At 71.9% G+C, this 20,825-nt stretch carries 19 protein-coding genes and 1 riboswitch; of the genes, 8 read left to right on the forward strand and 11 right to left on the reverse strand.

Annotated elements, in window-relative coordinates; translation table 11 throughout:
- Window positions 1-79 precede the first annotated feature (79 nt).
- Window positions 80-1,159 (forward strand): glycosyl hydrolase, encoded by a 1,080-nt coding sequence (locus OG562_RS25390; RefSeq protein ID WP_266401557.1) that lies wholly within the window; start codon window positions 80-82, stop codon window positions 1,157-1,159.
- A 4-nt stretch (window positions 1,160-1,163) separates the two neighbouring features.
- Here OG562_RS25390 and OG562_RS25395 read toward each other — a convergent pair whose 3' ends face one another.
- The 3 genes from OG562_RS25395 to OG562_RS25405 form a co-directional block, all read right to left on the reverse strand.
- On the reverse strand, window positions 1,164-1,919 hold the full coding sequence (locus OG562_RS25395) for a polysaccharide deacetylase family protein (RefSeq protein WP_266401559.1): 756 nt from the start codon (window positions 1,917-1,919) through the stop codon (window positions 1,164-1,166).
- A gap of 125 nt (window positions 1,920-2,044) precedes the next feature.
- The gene (locus OG562_RS25400) at window positions 2,045-3,421 is read right to left on the reverse strand and encodes a glycosyltransferase family 2 protein (RefSeq protein WP_266401561.1); all 1,377 of its coding nucleotides are present in this window, start codon (window positions 3,419-3,421) and stop codon (window positions 2,045-2,047) included.
- Window positions 3,422-3,456: 35 nt separating this feature from the next.
- Window positions 3,457-4,521, reverse strand: a complete 1,065-nt coding sequence (locus tag OG562_RS25405; protein WP_266401564.1) for a GNAT family N-acetyltransferase — start codon at window positions 4,519-4,521, stop codon at window positions 3,457-3,459.
- 257 nt (window positions 4,522-4,778) lie between these two features.
- Here OG562_RS25405 and OG562_RS25410 point away from each other — a divergent pair, with 257 nt between their 5' ends.
- On the forward strand, window positions 4,779-5,603 hold the full coding sequence (locus OG562_RS25410) for an HAD family hydrolase (protein WP_266401567.1): 825 nt from the start codon (window positions 4,779-4,781) through the stop codon (window positions 5,601-5,603).
- Between the two features lie 75 nt (window positions 5,604-5,678).
- Here OG562_RS25410 and OG562_RS25415 read toward each other — a convergent pair whose 3' ends face one another.
- Entirely contained in the window at window positions 5,679-6,158 is a 480-nt protein-coding gene (locus OG562_RS25415) for a transglycosylase SLT domain-containing protein (RefSeq protein ID WP_266401568.1), read from the reverse strand.
- A gap of 5 nt (window positions 6,159-6,163) precedes the next feature.
- Window positions 6,164-6,391: riboswitch (cyclic di-AMP (ydaO/yuaA leader) on the reverse strand.
- A gap of 396 nt (window positions 6,392-6,787) precedes the next feature.
- Between OG562_RS25415 and OG562_RS25420 the strand changes: the two genes are divergently transcribed.
- From OG562_RS25420 to OG562_RS25435, 4 genes are all read left to right on the forward strand, one after another.
- Entirely contained in the window at window positions 6,788-7,798 is a 1,011-nt protein-coding gene (locus tag OG562_RS25420; protein WP_266401570.1) for a polyprenyl synthetase family protein, read from the forward strand.
- Window positions 7,799-8,155: 357 nt separating this feature from the next.
- Window positions 8,156-9,421: a DUF2092 domain-containing protein gene (locus tag OG562_RS25425; protein ID WP_266401571.1), complete on the forward strand. Its 1,266-nt coding sequence runs from the start codon at window positions 8,156-8,158 to the stop codon at window positions 9,419-9,421.
- Between the two features lie 98 nt (window positions 9,422-9,519).
- Window positions 9,520-10,473, forward strand: coding sequence for an ABC transporter ATP-binding protein (locus OG562_RS25430; RefSeq protein ID WP_266401573.1), 954 nt, complete (start codon window positions 9,520-9,522; stop codon window positions 10,471-10,473).
- Window positions 10,460-11,344 (forward strand): ABC transporter permease, encoded by an 885-nt coding sequence (locus OG562_RS25435; RefSeq protein WP_266401575.1) that lies wholly within the window; start codon window positions 10,460-10,462, stop codon window positions 11,342-11,344. Before OG562_RS25430 ends, OG562_RS25435 begins: the two co-directional genes overlap by 14 nt.
- A 40-nt stretch (window positions 11,345-11,384) precedes the next feature.
- On the opposite strand, the gene OG562_RS25440 is transcribed toward OG562_RS25435, so the two are convergent.
- The 3 genes from OG562_RS25440 to OG562_RS25450 form a co-directional block, all read right to left on the reverse strand.
- Entirely contained in the window at window positions 11,385-11,966 is a 582-nt protein-coding gene (locus OG562_RS25440; RefSeq protein WP_266401577.1) for a flavodoxin family protein, read from the reverse strand.
- 153 nt (window positions 11,967-12,119) lie between these two features.
- The gene (locus tag OG562_RS25445) at window positions 12,120-13,325 is read right to left on the reverse strand and encodes an amidase (RefSeq protein WP_266401580.1); all 1,206 of its coding nucleotides are present in this window, start codon (window positions 13,323-13,325) and stop codon (window positions 12,120-12,122) included.
- Between the two features lie 23 nt (window positions 13,326-13,348).
- On the reverse strand, window positions 13,349-13,891 hold the full coding sequence (locus tag OG562_RS25450; RefSeq protein ID WP_266401582.1) for a DUF6668 family protein: 543 nt from the start codon (window positions 13,889-13,891) through the stop codon (window positions 13,349-13,351).
- Window positions 13,892-14,046: 155 nt separating this feature from the next.
- Between OG562_RS25450 and OG562_RS25455 the strand changes: the two genes are divergently transcribed.
- Both OG562_RS25455 and OG562_RS25460 read left to right on the forward strand, forming a co-directional pair.
- Window positions 14,047-15,729: a tetratricopeptide repeat protein gene (locus OG562_RS25455; RefSeq protein ID WP_323187556.1), complete on the forward strand. Its 1,683-nt coding sequence runs from the start codon at window positions 14,047-14,049 to the stop codon at window positions 15,727-15,729.
- A 169-nt stretch (window positions 15,730-15,898) separates the two neighbouring features.
- Window positions 15,899-16,842, forward strand: a protein-coding gene (locus tag OG562_RS25460) for an IS5 family transposase (RefSeq protein WP_266401585.1) whose coding sequence is annotated in 2 segments (ribosomal slippage) — window positions 15,899-16,279 and window positions 16,282-16,842 — 942 coding nt in all. Because the reading frame shifts where the segments join, the coding sequence is not laid out codon by codon here.
- Here OG562_RS25460 and OG562_RS25465 read toward each other — a convergent pair.
- From OG562_RS25465 to OG562_RS25480, 4 genes are all read right to left on the reverse strand, one after another.
- Window positions 16,839-17,726, reverse strand: a complete 888-nt coding sequence (locus tag OG562_RS25465; protein WP_266401587.1) for a M28 family metallopeptidase — start codon at window positions 17,724-17,726, stop codon at window positions 16,839-16,841. The two genes, OG562_RS25460 and OG562_RS25465, sit on opposite strands and share 4 nt — an antisense overlap.
- A gap of 315 nt (window positions 17,727-18,041) precedes the next feature.
- Window positions 18,042-18,518, reverse strand: a complete 477-nt coding sequence (locus OG562_RS25470; protein ID WP_266401589.1) for a VOC family protein — start codon at window positions 18,516-18,518, stop codon at window positions 18,042-18,044.
- 158 nt (window positions 18,519-18,676) lie between these two features.
- Window positions 18,677-19,651: an EamA family transporter RarD gene (gene rarD / locus OG562_RS25475; protein ID WP_266401591.1), complete on the reverse strand. Its 975-nt coding sequence runs from the start codon at window positions 19,649-19,651 to the stop codon at window positions 18,677-18,679.
- A gap of 290 nt (window positions 19,652-19,941) precedes the next feature.
- Complete coding sequence (locus OG562_RS25480; protein WP_266401592.1) at window positions 19,942-20,796, reverse strand: SDR family oxidoreductase; 855 nt, start codon at window positions 20,794-20,796, stop codon at window positions 19,942-19,944.
- Between the last annotated feature and the right edge of the window lie 29 nt (window positions 20,797-20,825).

The raw sequence follows: 20,825 nt of genomic DNA on the forward strand, positions 1-20,825 counted from the left end.
CTCCACCCGCCCCCGCCCGAAGAGCCGCCCCGCCGTCCGCCCCACGGTCCGCCCCACTGTCCGTCCGGCAGTCCGCCCCGTGGCCCGCCGCGTCAGCCGCCGTCTGCTCCTGGTGGTCTCCGCCGCCCTCTGCGCGGCGCTCACCGCCGCGCTCCTCCTGCGCGACGGCTTACCGGAGGGCTCGGGCGGGCCGGGGCAGGTCATCGGGTCGCGGCCCTCCGCGCTCGGCGGGCAGTGCGCGCCGACGGCGCTGCTCGAACCGCCCTGCGGGGCCTGGTTCGGCGCGTTCGTGCCGCACGACAAGGGGAACCTGCTGGAGAAGGTCCACGCCTACGAGCGGAAGGTGGGCCGCAAGCTCGACATCGTGTACACGTACCACGACATGTCTCTCGCCCAAGGGGCCCGTCTGGAAGGGCAGTTGCTCACCCCGGAGGAGAAGCGGGTCGCCGCCGACGGCCATCTGCTGCTGCTGTCCTGGGAGAGCAAGTGGTGGGGTGGAGCCGACACGCAGCAGCCCACCTGGAAGCAGATCGCCGACGGCGACCTCGACGCGTCCGTCATCGACGTGCAGGCCCGGCGCGTCAAGCAGTACGGGGAGAAGATCTTCCTCTCCTTCGACCTGGAGATGGACACCCGCACACCGGCCAGCGGCACCCCGGAGGACTACGTCAGGGCGTACCGGCACATCCACGACCGGTTCCGGGAGCTGGGCGTGACCAATGTGGTGTGGACCTGGATCACCACGGGCTATCTGGCCCACGCCGACCTGATCAAGCGGATGTATCCCGGCGACGACTACGTCGACTGGGTCGCCTACAACCAGTACAACTACTACCAGTGCCACAAGGCGGGCTGGCTGTCCTTCGCACAGACCCAGCGGGCCACGCACGACTGGATACGCAAGAACATCTCCGCCGACAAACCGCTGATGCTCTCCGAGTTCGGCACCGCGAACGACCCGACCGAGCCGGACCGGCAGGCCGAGTGGTACGCGCAGGTCCCGGCGGTGCTGAAGGGCCTGACCGGGGTCAAGGCCGCGCTCCAGTGGAACTACCGCGATCCGGGCCCGCACTGCGATCTGGCGGTGGCCAACGACGACGCCTGGGGCAGCCTGCGCAAGGCGGTCTCCGACCCCTACCTCAACCAGCCGTTGACGTAGGGGTTCAGCCCGCGAAGACGGGCCCGCGCACCACCGCGCGGGTCCGGCGGTACCAGCGCCACGCGACCGTCTTCGCGCTGTCGCGGTACGGCGCGACCCGCGCCCCCCGGCCCGCGAGCCAGTCCTCGACGTCGGCGACGGTGTGGCCGCGGCGCACGATGAGCCGGGCGATGCGGTAGTGCTCGTCGCGGTCCGAACTGAGCGCGTGGCGTACGGCGGTGGCCGTCTCGTACCCGGCGGCGGCCGCCATGCGCCGCACCCGCCCGCTGTTGTAGCCGTGCGGGTAGGCGAGATGGCGGACGGGATGCCCGAGGGCGTCCTCCAACACGGCCCGGGAGGCGTGCAGTTCGTGCGCCAGGGCGCGGGGCGCGAGGGTGTCCAGCTGGGCGTGGGTGACCGTGTGGCTGCCGACCTCCATGCCGTACTGCTCCAGCTCCGCCGCCCGCGCCAGCGTCATCATCGGCGCGGGCGGCAGCAGGCTGCGCCCGCCCGCGACGAGGGCCCCGGTGGTGAGATAGGCGGTGGCGGACAGCCCTCGCCCGGCCAGCGCCTCGGCGGTCGGTCCGGGCAGGTCGGCGAAGCCGTCGTCGAAGGTCAGCAGCACCGGACGCGCGGGCAGCGGCGCCCGCCCCGCGAGATGGTCGGCGAGCGCGCCGATGGTGACGGGCGTTCGGCCGCTGCCGACGACGGCGTCGAGATGCGCGCCGAACTGCTTCGGGCTGACGGTGAACTCGGCGATCCAGTCCGGCGGATCCTCCATCACGGCGTGATACAGAAACACCGGGATGCTGCCGCCCCCGCTGCTCCCGCTGCCCCCGCCACCCCTGTTGCCCCCGTCACCCCGGCCGCCCCCGCCGCTCCCGTCGCCCCTGTGCGCGGCCGCCGTCATCGCGCCGCACCTCGCAGCGCGCGCCGGGCTCGCAGATAGCCCACCGGCCCGTACAGCATGCCGCGCCGCTGGAGCCGGGACAGGCGTCCGGGCCAGGCGTGCGTCCGCTCGTCGTGCCCACCGGGCGCACTCCCCAGCCCGCTCTCGTGCCCGCTCTCCGGCCCACCCCCCGGCGCACGCCTCGCGTCCCGCCCAGCCTCACGGCTCGCCGTCAGCGTCCGGGCGTAGAGGAGCCCCCGGGGCAGCCGGGCCAGGAACGCCGGCAGCAGCCCCGGCCGGTTGACCAGGATCGCGGTGAGGTAGGCGGTGAGGCCGGCGCCATAGCCGTACGCCTGGGTCTCCAGGTCCTGCCAGGTCTCGCGGTGGCAGTGCCAGACCAGGGCCTGCGGGGTGTAGTGCAGGCGGTGGCCCTGGGCGAGGAGGCGGACGAACCCGTAGAGGTCGTCGCCGCCCAGCGCGAGCGTCCCCGCGCCCGTCGCCGGGTCGAAGCCGCCGACCGTCCGCAGCGCCTCCGTCCGGAAGGCCATGTTGGCCCCGGAGCCGAAGCGTCCCGCCGTGAAGGGGAACAGCGGCTCGTCGGCGGGCGGGTCCTGCGGATCGTACGTCCGTGCCGTGAAGCCCTTCGCGAAGCCGCCGTGGCTCTCCAGCAACACCTGGGCGGGGGTGCGCAGCCGGGCCGGCAGGATCAGGCCGGTGGCGCAGCCGAGGGCGGGGTCGGCGACGAAGGGCGCGGTGAGTTCGGTGAGCCAGCGCGGGTCGGCCACGACGTCGTCGTCGGTGAAGGCGATCACCTCGCCGCGCGCGGCCTCGACGCCCTTGTTGTGCGCGACGGCGAGACCGGGCGTCGGCTCGGTCACGTACCGCACGCGCTCGGCGTACTTGTGCGTCACCAGGTCCCGGGTCGCGTCCGTCACGGGCGCGTTGTCGACGACGACGATCTCGAAGTCCGGGTGGTCCTGGGCGAGCAAGGAGTCGAGGGCGTGGGCGAGTCGCCCGGCACGCTCGCGGGTGGCGATGACGACGGTGGTGAACGGCACGGCGGTGGGGAACGGTACGGCGGTGGTGAACGGTCCGGCGGTGGCGCCCACGGTCGCTGAAGGCTCCCCGGAAGAGAGCTCCCGTGTGGCGAGCCGGGTGAGGACCGTCTTCGGATCGGCCCCCTCGGGCACCTGCCCGAGCAGCGTGCCGATCGGTCGCCCACCCTGCCTGACCAGCACGAACACCTCGCCGTGCGCGACGGGCGGGCTGCCCGGCCCGGGTCTGAGCAGACCGCCCTCGTCCAGTTCGAGCTCGGCGATCTGCACGGGCCCGATGTCGAGGAACCTCTGGATCTCCCGCTCTGTCTCCTGCCGAGCATGCGTCGCGCGGGACATGAACCCCCCTCGTTTCATGACCGTTTCCATGACCGTCAGGAACGGCGCAGCCGGCCCGCGCTCTTCAGGGTCCGTGCGGCCGCCGCCGCGAGCCTCGGCCGGTTGCGCACGAAGTGGTGTGCGCGGCGGGACGGTTCACGGCTGAGCCAGTAGAGCGCGGCGCCCGCCCCCGGACGCGTCCACGCCCCCTCGTACACGGGAAGCTCCCCGGTCCTCAGCGAGTCCTTGTACTCGGCCGCGCCCCGTCCCAGGTCGAGCAGGCCGATGCCCTCGGAGGCGGCCGCCTCGGCCATCCGTAGATGCAGCACCAGGCCCGGCGAGAACTTCGAGAACTCCGGGTCGTACGACGGGAACCAGCACGCCAGGACGGTCGCCGAACGCAGGCCGAAGTGCGCGGCGATCGGTCGGTCGCCGGCGTAGAGGACGGAGAGCGTGCCGGCGCACTCGGGAGCGCGTGTCTCGTGGAGCAGGTTCACGAGCCGGGTGATCCACTCCTGCGCGAACCGGTCCCGGCGGCCGGTCCTGCGGTACTGCGCGGACTTCCACGCCATGAGCGTGCGCAGTGCGGCCGGGTCGCGTTCGTCGAACACGAACCGCAGGTCGCCGACCTGGCGGCCGAGCCGGCGCTCCTTGGCGAGGGTCGTCTTCAGGAACTTCGGCGACTGGGCGCGCAGTACGGACTCGTAGGTCTCGTACCCCTTTGCCACGTCGATGACGTAGGAGGCGTACTCCGCGGCGGTGTGGCGGGCGAACAGCCCTTGTTCCGCCTCCAGGTTGTCGAAGGCGAAGCTCGACAGGGAGCACGCCCGCATCAGTTCCTCGGCGTTCAGACCGAGTCCCGGGCTCAGTACGGCGCCCTGCGCGTCCGAGACGCCGTACGCGAGGGCCTGGCCCTGGCCGAGCGGGCCCCGCTCATGGGGCAGGAAGCCGACCGGCTCGCGCCCCTCGTACACCACCGCCACCCGCGCGCGTGCCCGCACGCGGCCCACTGTGTCGGTGAACTCCGGTTCCATGAAGGGGTTGCGCGGCAGCGTCGACGCGGCGCGCAGCGCGCGCCACCGCTCCCTCTCCCCCTCGCCGAGGCCTTCCGGCCTCAGCACACGAATGCGCCCACTGCTCAACCTGACCCCCCGATCAAGTCCCCCTGGACACCTGGACGGTACCGCTCCATCAGGGCGTCGCGGTAGGTAGCGTCGCATGTTGTTGCCAACTGGTGCAGAGGCCTTTAACCGTCCGCTACCCGGCGATGTGTCAGAAAGCTGTTTCTTTTAAAGGGGAGTTGGCAGAACCGGACAGGACCTGGCCGTCGTCCGGTTCGCGTCGAACCCGTGGGGCGTGGGATCCGTATTCTCTGATCATGGCCGCACCCATCGCATATGCCCCGCGCACCGCGTACTCGCTCATCGCCACCGACCTGGACGGAACGCTGCTCCGCGGCGACGACACCTTCTCCGACCGGTCGCTCGACGTGCTCGCGCGGGTGAGGGCGGCCGGCGCCTGCCATCTGGTCGTGACCGGACGGCCGGCGCCCCGGGTCCGCCCGCTGCTGGACAACCTGCGCGGCGGCGGGCTCGCGGTGTGCGGACAGGGCGCGCAGTTGTACGACGCCGGCGCGGACCGTCTGCTGTGGTCGGTCACCCTGGACCGGGAACTCGCCGAGACCGCGCTCGGCAAGATCGAGGCCGAGGTCGGGCAGGTGTACGCGGCCGTCGACCAGGACGGCGTCGACGGGCTGACGCTCATCGAGCCGGGCTATCTGATGCCGCACCCGACGCTGCCCGCGCTGCGCGTCGGCTCGCGCGACGACCTGTGGTGCGAGCCGATCAGCAAGGTGCTGCTGCGCCATCCCGGGCTGTCCGACGACGAGTTGGCGGCCACCGCCCGCTCGGTGGTCGGCTCGCTGGCCACCGTGACCATGTCGGGTCCCGGCACGGTCGAGCTCCAGCCCTGCGGCATCACCAAGGCGACGGGGCTGGCCCTGGCCGCCGAGCACCTCGGTCTGCGGCCCGAGGACACCCTCGCCTTCGGCGACATGCCGAACGACATCCCGATGTTCGACTGGGCCGCCCACGGCGTCGCGATGGCCAACGCCCACCCCGAGCTCAAGGCGGTGGCCGACGAGGTGACGACGTCGAACGAGGACGACGGCGTGGCCATCGTCCTCGAACGGTTGTTTGCTTAAGGCTCCGCGGCTCCGCGGCTTTGCGGATCCGCTGACGACTTCGCACGGAAGCAGCGGAAGCAGCGGAAGCGGGTGTCAGTACGCGCCGAAGACGTTGTCGATCGAGCCGTACCGCGCGGCCGCGTAGTTGCAGGCGGCGGTGATGTTCGCTACCGGGTCGTACGGGTTGAAGGATGTGCCCGCCACGTGGTAGGCGAGGAAGGTCGGGTCGATGACCTGGAGCAGGCCCTTGGACGGGGTGCCCGCGGCCGCGTTGGAGTCCCAGAGGTTGACTGCGTTCGGGTTGCCCGACGACTCGCGCATGACGTTGCGGTAGATGCCGTTGTACGTGCCCGGGATGCCCTTCTGGGCCATGATCGCGAGCGACTCGCGGATCCAGCCGTCGAGGTTGTTGGTGTACCCGGCGGTCGTGACGGTCGCGGCGGTGGTCGCCGTCGTGGCGGCGGAGGCGCTGGTCGCGCCGATGAGCGGGAGGGCGAGCACGGCCGCACCGGTGCCGGCGACGGCGAGGGTGCGGAAGAGACGGTTGCGGCGCGGCTGAGCGGCAGCGGGCATGACGAAGTTCCTCTCCTTCGCCTGCGAGGTGAGCTGTCGGGTTCGGGCGGGAGCTGCCCGGCCGCGCCCTGACGGACACGACTTCACCCCAAGCCGTACCGGTATGTCCGAATCAACCGTAAAAACTGGAGATGTCGAAAATATTCAGTACGGCGACTTACCTGGTTCCCCCGCTCCTGCCGAGCGTTCTAGTAGGTGGTCCGGGCGGCGGCAGGATTCGGCGTCCGCCCGACAGGCCGGGAACGTATGCGAGAGCACATGTCCGGAACAAGTACCGGATTCACAGATCAGCCCTATTGACCTTGGTCTGGGGCGTATGGGGTGCTTGATCCTTTGGTACTGCAAAGCTTCAACTGGCGTTTGCGGCACGGCGGGAACCGGGGGAGGCTCGGTAGGGGTGGAGGCGGTGCGGGGCGGGTACGCGTGACTCAACTCACCACGGGGCGCAAGAGTGGTAAATCGGTCAATAAACTCAAGTCATAGTTAATTGGTCGAGCGGGTGGACGTGGGGGCTGTCGGTGATCGAAACGTGACCGGATACGCTGACTTGAGTGAGCCTTGAGTGAGCGCAGAGACCTATCGACAAACCGCGTAATCGCCCGTAGACACCAGCAGACAGGAGACCCCTCGTGACCGTCGTCGAGCCGTTCGGGCTGAGCGTGCGGGACCAGGTTCTGGAAGCCGATGTCCAGGCCGGGTTGGCGGCTGTCGAGGAGGGCTTGCTCGAGGCAACCAAGAGTGAGGTTCCGTTCATCACGGAGGCGGCCCAGCACCTGCTGCGGGCGGGCGGGAAGCGGTTCCGTCCCCTGCTCGTGATGCTCGCGGCGCGGTTCGGCGACCCGTACGCGCCGGGGATCGTGCCGTCCGCGGTGGTCGTGGAACTGACCCATCTGGCCACGCTGTACCACGACGACGTGATGGACGAGGCCGAGGTGCGGCGGGGGGTGCCGAGCGCGAACACCCGCTGGGGCAACTCGGTCGCCGTGCTCACCGGCGACTTCCTCTTCGCCCGTGCCTCGCACATCCTGGCCGACCTCGGGCCCGAGGCGGTGCGGGTGCAGGCCGAGGCGTTCGAGCGGCTGGTCACCGGACAGATCCTGGAGACCGCGGGGCCGGTGGACGGCCGCGACCCCGTGGAGCACTACCTGGACGTCCTCGGCGGCAAGACCGGCTCGCTGGTGGCGGTGTCCTGCCGGTTCGGCGCGATGATGTCGGGCGCCGACGAGACGGTCGTGGACGTGCTGACCCAGTACGGGGAGCGGCTCGGGGTCGCCTTCCAGCTGGCGGACGACGTCCTGGACATCGCGTCCGACTCCCATGAGTCCGGCAAGACGCCGGGCACGGACCTGCGCGAGGGCGTCCCGACCCTCCCGGTGCTACGACTGCGGGAGCGGGCCGCGCGGCTGGAACTCCCGGAGGACATCGCCCTGTGCGAGCTCCTGGACTCCGACCTCGGCGACGACGCCAAGCTCGCGGAGGCGGTGGCCGCCTTCCGGGCCCACCCCGCGCTGGAGCAGGCCCGCCGGGACACGGTCCGGTACGCGAAGGACGCCCGCGCCGCGTTGGCGCCGTTGCCGGAGTGCGACGCGAAGGCGGCGCTGCTGGAACTCTGCGACGCGGTGGTCCACCGAGCCGGCTGACCGGTCCGGTCACGACCGGGCCGGCCCGGGCCTGCCCCGGCGGGGACTTCGTCCCCCCGCGCCCGGCGCCTCCGGAGCTCCTCACCCTGTGCTTCCGGACCTCCGCGCCCGGCGTCTCCGGACCTCCGCACCCTGTGCCCGCCCCCTACGGGTCGACCGCCCAACTCCGCCGCCATGTCATACCGCAGGCGTACGCGGAGTTGAGTCCTCGGTCTGACGCTTCCTCCGGTGGGATTTGGTGAGATGGGAATCGCGGAAAACACCACTCCTCACCGATTCGGGTGAGAATGGCGGCTCGGGGTGGGGACGTTCAACGTGAGATGACCGGCCGCCGCCGACGACGGAGGTAAGGCACACATGGCACCGAACGCATCCGACGACAGCACGACCGCCGGGGAGGTCGACGACCTGCGCGCCGGTCGGCGCAAGGCCGTACGGTACGTCGTCCCGGTCACCGTCGTGGGCATCGCGGCGGCGACGATCGGGCTCGTCCCGGCGCTCGCCGACTCCGGCGACCCCGACCTGCCGAAGATCACCGCGCAGCAGCTCCTCGACAAGATCGCCGCGTCGGACGTACAGCAGCTGTCCGGCACCGTGAAGATCACCACCGATCTGGGTCTGCCCGACCTCGGCGGCCTGGAGAGCGGGCTGCTCTCCGGGGTCGCCCAGCAGGGCGGTGACGGATCGTCCGCCGACCCGTCCGCCAAGCTCACCGAACTGGCCTCCGGCACGCACACCCTGCGCGTCGCCGCCGACGGCCCGGACCGGCAGAAGCTCTCCCTTCTGGAGAACGCAGCCGAGTACAGCGTCATCCACAACGGCAAGGACGTGTGGGGGTACGACAGCGCCTCCAACGAGGTCTACCACTCCACCGTCGACGAGAGCGCGGACAACGGCGGGGACAGGACCGGGAAGGACGCCGACCCCGTTCCGGCCACGCCCAAGGAGCTCACCGAGGACGCCCTGAAGGCGGTCGACGACACGACCTCCGTGACCGTCGACGGCACCGTCCAGGTCGCCGGCCGCGACGCCTACAAACTGCTGGTCAAGCCGAAGCAGTCCGGCTCCACGGTCGGCGCCATCAGCGTGGCCGTCGACGCGAAGACGGGCCTGCCGCTGAAGTTCACGCTGACCCCGGCGAGCGGCGGCGCAGCCGTCGTGGACGCGGGCTTCACCCAGGTCAGCTTCTCCAAGCCCGCGGCCTCCACCTTCGACTTCACCGCCCCCAAGGGCGCGAAGGTGACCGAGGGCGACGAGGCCGGCAAGAGCGACGAGAGCGGCGCGGCGCCCGAGGGCTTCGGCGGGTCCGGCACGCCCGAGACCCTCGCGCAGGACTTCGAGGGCGCCGGCGGTCCCAACGTCATCGGCAAGGGCTGGACCTCCGTCGCCACCTTCGGCACCGGCGGCGAGGGCGTCCCCTCGGGCTCCGACACCGGCTCCGACGCGGGCGGCGCGCTCGGCGGCTTCCTCGGCTCCTTCGGCGACAAGGTGAGCGGCAAGTTCGGCTCCGGCACCGTCTACTCCACCCGTCTGATCAACGCCCTGATCACGGACGACGGCAAGGTCTACGTCGGCGCGGTCACCAAGGACACCCTGGTGAAGGCGGCGAACACGGGGAAGTAAGGGGAAGCAGGAGCAGGCGGTACCGGTACCGCCGGGTACGGGCACCGGAGATCGCGGAGTCGATGGGGGAGCGGATGGGGGAGCGGATGGGGGAGCCCGTGAGGGAGTCCACGGAGGACGACGGCGCCGCCATCCACACCCGCGCCCTCACCAAGCGCTACCGCGGCGGCCAGCTCGCCGTCGACGGTCTCGACCTGACCGTCCCGGCGGGCAGCGTCTTCGGCTTCCTCGGCCCCAACGGCTCCGGCAAGACCACCACCATCCGCATGCTGATGGGCCTCATCGAACCCACGGCCGGCTCCGCGCGCGTCCTGGGGCGCCCCATGCCCCGGGCCGCGCGCACCGTGCTCCCGCACGTCGGGGCCCTCATCGAGGGCCCCGCCCTCTACGGCTTCCTCTCCGGCCGGGACAACCTGCTCCGCTACGACGCGGCCGACCCGACCGCCGACCCCCGCACCCGGCGTGTCCGCGTCGCGGCGGCGCTGGACCGGGTGGGACTGACGGCCGCGGCCGCGAAGAAGGCGAAGGCGTACTCGCTCGGCATGAAGCAGCGCCTGGGCCTCGCCGCCGCCCTCCTCCAGCCCCGCCGCCTGCTCGTCCTGGACGAGCCGACCAACGGCCTCGACCCGCAGGGCATGCGTGAAATCCGTTCGCTGGTCAGGGAGTTGGCCTCGGACGGCACGACCGTGTTCCTCTCCTCCCACCTCCTCGACGAGATCGAGCAGGTCTGCACCCACGCGGCGGTGATGGCACAGGGCCGTCTGATCACCCAGGGCGCGGTGGCCGACCTCGCGGCGGGCACCCGCGGCCGGCTGGTCGTGACGACCCCGGACCCGGCGGAGGCCGCCCGGGTGCTGAAGGAGCAGGGGGCCGGTGACGTCGTCATCGCCGACGACCGGGTGACCGCCGAGCCGCCCGACCGCGATCTCGCCGACGTGAACGCCGCGTTGGTGACGGCCGGCGTCCGCGTGCGCGGCTTCGCCGTCGAACGGGCCTCCCTGGAGGACGCGTTTGTGGCGCTCACGGGGGAGGGATTCGATGTCGCAGGCTGAAGTCGCCCGTCCGGCAAGCCCGTTGTGGACGCTGGGACTGCTGCGCAGCGAACTGCTGACCACCTTCCGGCGCTGGCGCACCCTCGCGCTGCTGGCCGTGCTGGCGGCCGTGCCGGTGCTGGTCGGGATCGCCGTGAAGATCGAGACGAGCGACGGCTCGTCCGCCGGGCCGGGCGGCGGGGGAGGCGGTGGCGGCGGGGGACCGGCGTTCATCGCGCAGATCACCAACAACGGGCTGTTCCTGGTCTTCACCGCGCTGGCCGCGACCCTGCCGTTCTTCCTGCCGATGGCGATCGGCGTCATCGCGGGCGACGCGATCGCCGGCGAGGCCAACGCGGGCACCCTGCGCTACCTCCTGGTCGCCCCCGCCGGCCGCACCCGTCTCCTCCTCACCAAGTATGCCACCGTGATGGCGTTCTGCCTGGTGGCGACGCTCGTCGTCGCGACCTCGGCGCTGGCGGTCGGAGCGCTGCTGTTCCCTCTCGGCGACCTCACCACCATCTCCGGTACGACGATCTCCTTCGCCGACGGTCTGGGCCGGGCCCTGCTGATCGCCCTGGTCGTCGCCGCCTCACTGACCGGAGTGGCGGCCCTGGGCCTGTTCGTGTCCACCCTCACGAGCAGCGGGATCGCGGCCATGGCGACCACGGTGGGCCTGCTGATCACGGTCCAGATCCTCGACCAGATACCCCAGCTCCACGCCCTCCAGCCGTACTTCTTCTCCCACTACTGGCTGTCCTTCGCCGACCTCATGCGCGACCCCGTCTACTGGGACGACCTGGTGAAGAACCTCAGCCTTCAGGCCCTCTACCTGGCCGTCTTCGGCTCGGCGGCCTGGGCGCGCTTCACGACGAAGGACATCACGGCGTAGAAGTCAGTTGCTCGCGGTTCTCGGCTCCCGGTTCTAGTTCCTAGTTGTCGTAAGGGAACCGCGCGAGCGGCGCCTGCTGTGCGAAGAACGTCTTCGCCCGCGCCAGCGCCTCCGTGTCCTTGAGCACGTCCCCCGGCTTGCTGCCGTTGCCGAGCAGGACCCCGCCGAAGCGCATGCCCAGGTACGCGGCCGAGTGGTCGAGCGTGCCGATCAGCGGGTCGGCGACCACGGTCTCCTCGTGCGCGAGCGCGGTGACGCCCCAGAGCGTGCGCCCGGCCATCGTCGCCTTGAAGTCGACGCCGGGGGTGCGCAGCCAGCCCGACCAGTGGTCCAGATAGCGCTTGGTGTGGGTGGACACGGAGTACCAGTACAGCGGCGACGCGATGACGAGGTCCGTTGCGGCGAGCGTGGCGTCGAGCAGCGCCGCGAGGTTCCCGTGCGTCGGCCGGACGTGGTCGCTGTCGTGCCGCAGGTCCTCGAAGTCGGGCAGCGGATGCTCGGCCAGGCTGATCCACGTCTGCTCGACGTCGGAGGGCAACTGCGCGGCGGCCTCGCGGGCCAGCAGCTCGGTGTTGCCGTCCGGACGACTGCTGCCCAGCACGAAAAGGAAACGGCGGGTCATGACTCCCCCAGGTGATCGCCGTACGCGGATAATCTGCATGTGCATTATATGCACATGCAACAGTATGTCGAGGTGTCGAAGTTTCGAGGTGTCGAGGCAGTCAGGTGCCGGGCAGTGAGGTGCCGAGGTGGTGAGGTGCCCGGGCATGAAGGCTCAGCCTCGTCCGCTCCCCGCCTCGGCGCCCCGCGCCACGGCCAGCAGCAGTGCCTCCCGTCCGTGCGCCGCGACCGCCTGGAGTCCCACTGGGCAGCCGTCCGCGCCGAAACCTGCCGGGAGGCTCGCGGCCGGATGCCCGCTCAGGTTGAACGCCCAGGTGAGCGCGGTCGAATACCGGTCGCCGGGCCCGTCGTGGCCGTGCGCGGGGTTCGGGGTCGTGGGGGTCAGCAGCAGGTCGGTCCGGGCGAAGAGACGGGCCAGCCGCAGGTCGTTCGCCGCCCGGACCCGCCCGGCCGCACGGAGGTCCGACCCCGGGGTGCGCAGCGCGAGCCAGGCGGGCGCGGGGTCTGTCAGCCGCAGGGGCGCGTCGAGCGGCAGCAGTCGTACGACCCCCGCGTCGGCCAGGCGTTCGGCGGCGGCCCGGGCGAGGGAGAGGGGCTCGGGATCGGTATCGGCGAAGCCGAGGTCGGGCGAGAAGACGGCGGTGGGCACGGAAGACCCCGCCCTCGGACAGACGCCTGGACACGCTCCCGAACAGACGCCTGGGCATACCCTTGGGCACACCCCTGGGCATGTCCCCGGATGTGCCCCCGTCGCCCTCATCACCCGCCAGTACGCCTCCGCGTCCGCCGCGTGTCGGGCGAGTACTCCCGGTGCCGCGAGGCCGGTGCGGTCCGGGGACGGCAGATGGCCGTTGGTGGTCTTCAGGCCGATGACACCGCACCAGGCCGCCGGGATCCGTACCGAGCCCGCGCCGTCGCTGCCGGTCGCCAGGGGCACCAGTCCGGCCGCCACCGCCGCCGCGGACCCGGCCGAGGAGCCGCCCGGGGTGCGGTCGGCGTGCCAGGGGTTGACGGTGCGGCCGTGGGCGCCGAGACCCCAGGTCTGCCAGGGGGCGCCGGGCCCGGGCACGGCGGTCGCCCCGACGGGCACGCACCCGGCGGCGATCAGCGGGCCCGCCGCGCGCAGCCCGTGCCGCCCCTTGACGCCGATCGGCGCCCCGGCCAGCGGCAGCCGCTCGCCCGCGGCGATCCGTACGTCGACCTCGCGAGCCCGCGCGAGCGCCGCCTCCTCCCACACCTCGGCGAAGGCGCACAGGGAAGGGTCGACCCGGGCGATGCGTTCGAGCGCCTCGCCGACCGCGTCCACGGCCCGCGTCCGCCCCGCCCGCACAGCCGAGGCGATGTCCCCGGCGGACCGCACCGCCTCCGGCGCCGCCCCCGCGCTCAGCGAACCCGCCCCCCGACCGCCGCCCCTGTGAGCCGGGTCAGGGTCTCCGTCTCCTTCGGCGGCCCCCCGCCCAGGTCGCCCAGGCGCCAGTCCTGCACCCACGGGACCCGGTACACGTCGATGACCGACTCGATGAACCGCACGCGTTGGACGAGTTGCCGCGGCAGTCGCCCCGGCGCGTCCGCGACGAGGACGATCGCGTTCAGGTCCAGCCCCTGGGGCGCCTCCCCGCGCCGGAAGACGTCCAGGGTGCGCAGAACGGACTCGAGACCGGTCGCGTGCGTGCGGGCGACGAGCAGGACGGAGGGAGGATCGCCGGGGCCCGGCCAGTCGCGTCCGCAGTCGTGACCGCCGTAGACGGCGCAGAGCGTGGAGACGCCGGCCCCGCCGTGCGTGCCGAGCCAGGAGAAGCGCCGAGGCGTGGCGGCGGACGGCGGGTACGGCCCCGGCGCCTGGGGAGTAGACGTCGCCGACTCCGGTGCGGGCACGGGCCCGCGGATCCAGATCTCCGGTCCCCGTTGCCCGTCCGTCGTCCGCATGGCCGTGGCCCCCCTAGTCGTCGCCGTCACTCCGGGACGCCCCTGATCCTGGCGGCCTCGCCAGGGCCGCGCGAGCGGGGCGTGGATTCCTGGAACGAGGCTGTGACGTCGTGGTGACGTGCGGACCGGGAGCGAGCGGAGAGACTCAACAGTACGTGTACGTGTGCACGGACCTGGACGACGACGAGTACGCCTGCGACTACGAGTACGACTACGTGTGCGTGTATGTGTGCACGGACCCGGACGATCGGATCGTGACGACGTATCCGAGTGAGGAACCGATGTCTCGACTCAGCCGTGAGAAGAAGCGGGAACAGAAGCGCGCCGGGCGGCCGGCCACGGTCGTGGCGCCCCTCGACGTGCACGTCCGCGGAGGCGGGCCCGCGACGATCGGCGGTGTACCGGTCGTCCCGGCGGCCGGCCAGGAGCTCCAGCACGCCGTGCTCGGCCACCTCCACCGCATCGCCCTCGCCACCGGCCACCCGGTCCTCGCCACGGTCCACGACGAACGCATCGGCTACGTCGTTCCCCTGCGCGTCGACCCGGACGGGTCCAGCCACTTCACGGGCGAGCCCCTGCGGACGGCGGCCCTGTCGCCCGGGCAGCCCGCCGAACTGGCCGCACCTCAGCTCGAGCCCGTGCCCGCGTCCCTCTCCGTGCCCACCGCCGAGCCGTCGCCGCAGCCGCCGCCCCGCGACAAGGCAACCCACTTCCTGCGCCAGGTGACGGACCCGGCGGGTCCGGCGAGCCCGGTGAACCCGGTGAGCCCGGTGAAGGAGACCGCGCCGACGTTCCCGTTGCGCGCGGTGCCGGAGTTGGGCCCGGTGCCGGAGCTGGGTCCGGTGCCGGACGCGACCTCGAAGGCCGACGCCAAACCGCTGCCGAAGTCGGAGCCGCTGCCGGAGCTGCCGGAGCAGCCGGAGCAGCCGGAGCCGAAGCCGGAATCGGTGAACGGGCCGGTGAAGGAGACGGCCCCGACGTTCCCGCTCCGCGCGGTCCCGGACCGTCAGGACGACGTCCCTGCCCTGGCCCTGGATCTGGAGCCGACCCCGATCCCGGCCTCGACCCCCGGCACGGTCACCGCCCCGACAGGCGTCTTCGGGCCGCCGCCGACGATGGACAAGCGCCCGGAGACGGACGAGCACCCCGCCCCGGACTCCATCCCGGACTCCGTCCCGGACCCGAACCCCACTTCCGCCCCTGACCTCAGCCCTGACCCGGTCCGGGTCCCGGCCCCCGACCCCGTCCCCCTCCTCGGCGTCACCCCCGACCCGGAGCCCGAACCGGACCCCAAGCCCACTCCCGCCCGCGGCTTCGACGCCGTGGCGGAGGCGGTGCTCGGGGACGACCCGCGGACCCTCCCCGGCGACGGCGGCGGGCCCGCGCTCCTCGGGGAGCCGATGGCGCAGATCAACGAGGCCGTGCGGGCGGGCCGCGTGGACACCGCGGCCTCCCTCGCGGAACGGGCCGTGATCGACGCATCGGCGACACTGGGGCTGGAGCACCCCGAGGTGCTGCGGCTACGCGAACTCACCTCGTACATCGCCTACTTGGCCGGTGACCCGCTGCGCTCCTTCCACCTCTCCCTCGACCTGGCCCGCATCCGCCGCCGCACCCGGGACGCTGAGGCCGCGTACGGCAACGTCCAGAGCGCGGCGGCGGCCTGGCGTGCCGTGCGCGACCCGTTGCAGGGCCTGAACCTGGGGACCGAACTCCTCGGCCTGTGGACGGAGCTCACCACCGAGGAGGGCCCGGCCGCCGACGACGTGGAGCAGCTGGAGTCGGCCCGTGCGCGCATGCTCCGGCTGGCCGACCGGGCCCGCAAGCAGGGGAGTTGACGGCCGAGGCCTACTCCTGCGCTTGCCCCTGCCCTTGCCCCCTGCCCCTGCCCTTGCCCCCTGCCCCTGCCCCTGCTCCTGCCCTACTCCTGGCTCCTGCCGCTAGGTCGTTTCTGATGGCTCTTGGTGGGCTGGGTGGATCTCGTGGGTTGCCGGGCAGGACGCCGGTATGGTGCGGCGACACGAGCTCACGGACGCGCAGTGGCAGAAGATCGAACCCCTCCTGCCCGGCAACGGCAGGCCGGGCGGACAGTGGGCGGATCACCGCAGGGTGATCAACGGGGTGCTGTTCCGGGCCCGGACCGGGGTGCCCTGGCCTGACCTGCCGGAACGGTACGGTCCCTGGCAGACCGTCTACGAGCGGCATCGCCGCTGGTCCGCGGACGGCACCTGGAAAACCGTCCTTGAGGAGTTGCAGATCGAGGCGGATGCCGGTGACCCGGACGGGGCGCTTGCCCGCGAGGCGTCCCGGCAGGAGTGGGCCGTGAACATCGACTCGACCTCCTGCCGGGCGCATCAGCACGCGGCCGGGGCGCCCCGCAAGCCTCCTGCCGACTACCCGCAAAAGGGGGCGGGGCGCGTGAGGAGGCAGATGGGCGCGAGGCGTTGGGGCGCTCGCGGGGCGGGCTGACCAGCAAGGTCCATCTGCTCTCCGACGACCGGGCCCGCCCTCTGCACTGGCTGACCTCGCCCGGTCAGCGCGGAGACAGCCCGATGTTCGCCCCGGTGCTGGACGGCTTACGCATCCGGCGCCGCGGCGCGGGCCGCCCGCGCAGCCGACCGGACCGGGTGCGCGGCGACAAGGCGTACTCCAGCCGTGACAACCGCGCCTACCTGCGACGGCGCGGCATCAAGGCCACCATCGCGCAGCCTGATGACCAGCGGGCCCACCGCACACGCCGCGGACGCTCCGGTGGCCGGCCCCCGGCCTTCGACAAGGCCCAGTACCGCCGCCGCAACGCAGTCGAGCGGTGCGTGAACAAGTGGAAGCAGTTCCGTGCCGTGGCCACCCGGTACGACAAGCGCGACTACATCTTCAACGGCACCCTCACCGTCACCGCGATCGTCATCTGGCTCCGCGACACCGTCCAAGAGCCATCAGAAACGGCCTAGGCCGACAAGGACCACACCGCGTACGCGAGCGCGTCCGCGTTGCGGTCCAGGGCGGTGTCGTTGATGTTGGCGGTGGTGTCGCAGGAGGAGTGGTAGCAGGCGTCGAAGGCCCGGCCGGCCGTACCGCCCCACTTGGCCGCCTGCGCCGCCGTCTTGATGTAGTCGGCGCCGCTGAACAGGCCGCCGACCGGGACGCCCGCGCTCTTGAAGGGGGCGTGGTCGGAGCGGCCGTCGCCCTCGGTCTCGATCTCCGTCGCGACGCCGATGCCGGCGAAGTAGTCCTTGAAGGTCTTCTCGATGGTCGGGTCGTCGTCGTAGACGAAGTAGCCGGGGTTCGGCGAGCCGACCATGTCGAAGTTGAGGTAGCCGCTGATCCGCGCCCGGTTGGCGGTCGACAGGTTGTTGACGTAGTACTTCGACCCGACCATGCCCAGCTCCTCCGCGCCCCACCAGGCGAACCGCAGGTGCTTGGTGGGCTGGTAGCCGGACCGGGCCACGGCCAGGGCGGTCTCCAGGACGGCCGCCGAGCCGGAGCCGTTGTCGTTGATGCCGGCTCCGGCCGACACGCTGTCCAGGTGCGACCCGGCCATGACGACCTGGTTGGCGTCGCCGCCGGGCCAGTCGGCGACCAGGTTGTAGCCGGTGCGGCTGGAGGAGGTGAACTGCTGGATGGTGGTGGTGTATCCGGCGGCGTCCAGCTTGGCCTTCACATAGTCGAGGGAGGCCTTGTAGCCGGTCCGGCCGTGGGCCCGGTTGCCGCCGTTGGCGGTGGCGATCGACTGCAGCTGGGCCAGATGCGCCTTGACGTTGGCCACGGGGATGTCGGGCGCGGCGGCCAGGGGCGCGGGCGCCGCGCCCGCTATCGACCCGCCAGTCAGGAGCATGACAACAGAAACGCCGACCGCGCCGACCGTACGCCGAGAGACACGGGAGACGCGGGAGGTGCGGGAAGTGCGGGAAGTGCCGGAAACGGGGAGCTGCATGTGGGGGGCTCCGAATTCCTCGGGAACCGCAGGATCACAGCGGTTCCACAGTCAATGGGGTCCCAGGATGGTGAACGCGCAGCAAACTCTGCGTCAAGAGCGATATCTGGACAGCCGATTCATATATCGGACACCGAGCCCCTGTTCGACACCCCTGGTGCACAGCCCTCCAGTGCCCACAGCGTCAGTGCCCACAGCCCCAGTGCCCACAGCCCCCTAGTGCACGCAGAACTCGTTCCCTTCCGGGTCGGCCATCACCACCCACGCCCCGGACGGCTCCTTCACCTCCCGCAGCACGCTCGCCCCGAGCCCCGTCAGCCGCTCGACCTCCTCGGTCCGCAGCCCCGCACCGGGATGCAGATCCAGATGGAGGCGGTTCTTGACCGTCTTCGCCTCCGGCACCCGCTGGAACAGCAGTCGCCGCCCGAGCCCGGTCCCGGTCTCGGCGTCGTAGGGGTCGTCGGGGTGTCGTACGGCGATCAGGTCCCGGAAGGCGGGCCGGCCGTGGAACTCCACGGTCGCCGCCCCCGGCAGCGCACCGGCCTCCAGCAGCCGCTCGACGAGCGCGCTGTTGTCCTCCGCCGTGTAGTGCAGCGCGGCGGCCCAGAAGTCGGCCTGCGCATGCGGATCGCCGGAGTCGACGACGAGCTTCCAGTGAACGGGTGCGGGGGAGGGCGCGGGTGTCTGTGTCATGCGGACCACTCAACCAGCGAGCCTGGAACTTTTCAGCGAGCGCGGGCAAAGATCAGCCCGTCCGGCGTTTGAGGGCGAGGCCCTTCAGAGGGCGAGGTCCTCCAGGGGGCGAGGCCCTTCAAGGGCCGACGCGGGGGTCTGGGGGCAGAAGCCCCCGGTCAGACGTCCACCGATGCTGACCCCAGCTGAGAAACCCGCGGCACCTCGACAACCCCCTTCGGCCGCCGCGCGGAGCGCCACGCGTCCCCGGTCAGCATCACCAACGCCAGCCATACCAGCGCGAAGCCCGCCCAGCGTTCGGCCGGCATGGCCTCGCCGAAGTAGACGACGCCGAGCAGGAACTGGAAGACCGGCGCCATGTACTGCAGCAGCCCCAGCGTGGACAGCGGCACGCGGATCGCCGCCGCGCCGAAGCAGACGAGGGGGAGCGCGGTGACCACCCCGGTCGAGGCGAGCAGGGCCGCGTGTCCGGGGCCCTCGGTCGTGAAGGTGGCGTCGCCGTGCGCGGACAGCCACAGCAGATAGCCGAGCGCGGGCAGGAACTGGACGGCGGTCTCGGCGGCCAGCGACTCGACCCCGCCCAGGTTGACCTTCTTCTTCACCAGCCCGTAGGTGGCGAAGGAGAAGGCGAGGGTGAGGGAGATCCACGGCGGGCGGCCGTAGCCGATGGTGAGGACCAGCACGGCGGTGAGGCCGACGCCGACCGCCGCCCACTGCACGGGCCGCAGCCGCTCCTTCAGGAGCAGCACGCCCATGGCGATGGTGACCAGCGGGTTGATGAAGTAGCCGAGAGACGCCTCGACGACATGGCCGCTGTTCACGGCCCAGATGTAGACGCCCCAGTTCACGGTGATGACGGCCGCCGCGATCACGACGAGCCCGAGGCGGCGCGGCTGGCGCAGCAGCTCCCCGGCCCACGCCCAGCGCCGTACGACGAGCAGCGCGGCGGCGACGAAGGCGAGGGACCAGACCATGCGGTGGGCGAGGATCTCCGTCGCCCCGGCCGGCTTGAGCAGGGGCCAGAAGAGAGGGACGAGGCCCCACATGCCGTAGGCCGCGAAGCCGTTCAGCAGGCCTATCCGGCCCTCGCTCTTCGCTTCCGCCGACCCCGTCTCGCCCCTCGACCCCGTCATGCCCCTTGACCCTTCAGGCGTCCCGGCCACGGGCCCCTCCTTCTCGCCGGCCTGCCGCCTGCCCGGCTGTGTGGGCATGCGTGCACGCGTGCACGAAGGTAACGCCGAGGACCCCCGACTGTCATGCCCGTATCGCAATACGGTCATGACAGTCGGGGGTCGGGGTGGTCGAGGGCCCTACGGGGGAGTAACGGCCCTCGAGCGGAGCTCCGGGGCGGCCCTTGAGGGTCAGCCGCAGGCGCTGGCTAGTACTCCAGTGCACAACCGGAGTGCTACCGGAGTGCTAGGGGTCAGCCCTTGAGGGCCGCCGTGATCGCCTCGGCGAGCGGCGTGGTCGGGCGGCCGGCCAGCCGGGACAGGTCGCCGCTGGTGACGACCAGCTCGCCCTTCTCGATCGACGCGTCCACGCCCACCAGGATCGTGGCGAACGCCTCGGGCAGTCCGGCGCCGGTCAGGATGCCGGTGAGCACCTCTCCGGGGACGGAGTTGTAGGCGATCTCCTTGCCGGTCTGCTTGCTCAGCTCGGCCGCGTACTCCGCGAAGCTCCACGCCTCGTCGCCGCCCAGCTCGTACGTCTTGTTCTCGTGGCCCTCGCCGGTCAGCACGGCGACCGCGGCGGCCGCGTAGTCGGCGCGGGAGGCGGAGGAGACCCGGCCCTCGCCGGCGGACGCGACGACGGCGTTGTGCTCCAGGACGGGGGCGAGCTGCTCGGTGTAGTTCTCGTGGTACCAGCCGTTGCGCAGCAGCGCGTAGGGCACGCCGGAGGCGAGGAGCGCCTTCTCGGTGCCGCGGTGGTCGTCGGCGAGCGCGGCGGTCAGGGTGCCGGGGGCGCTGGTGTAGGCGAGCAGGGCCACACCGGCGGCCTTCGCGGCGTCGATGACGACCTGGTGCTGTGCCACGCGCCCCTTGTCGAACTCGTTGCCCGAGATCAGCAGCACCTTGTCGCCGGCGGCGAACAGGCTGCCGAAGGTCTCGGGGGCGTTGTAGTCGGCGACCGCGAGCTTGACGCCGCGGGCGGCGAAGTCGGCGGCCTTGGCCTCGTCGCGTACGACGGCCGTGATCTGGTCCGCGGGGACCTTCTCCAGCAGCTGCTCCACGACGTGGCGGCCGAGGTGTCCGGTGGATCCGGTGACGACGATGCTCATGACTCAGGAACTCCTCGTGGGGGTGGTGC

The sequence above is a fragment of the Streptomyces sp. NBC_01275 genome (genome assembly GCF_026340655.1).
Classification (GTDB): Bacteria; Actinomycetota; Actinomycetes; order Streptomycetales; family Streptomycetaceae; genus Streptomyces.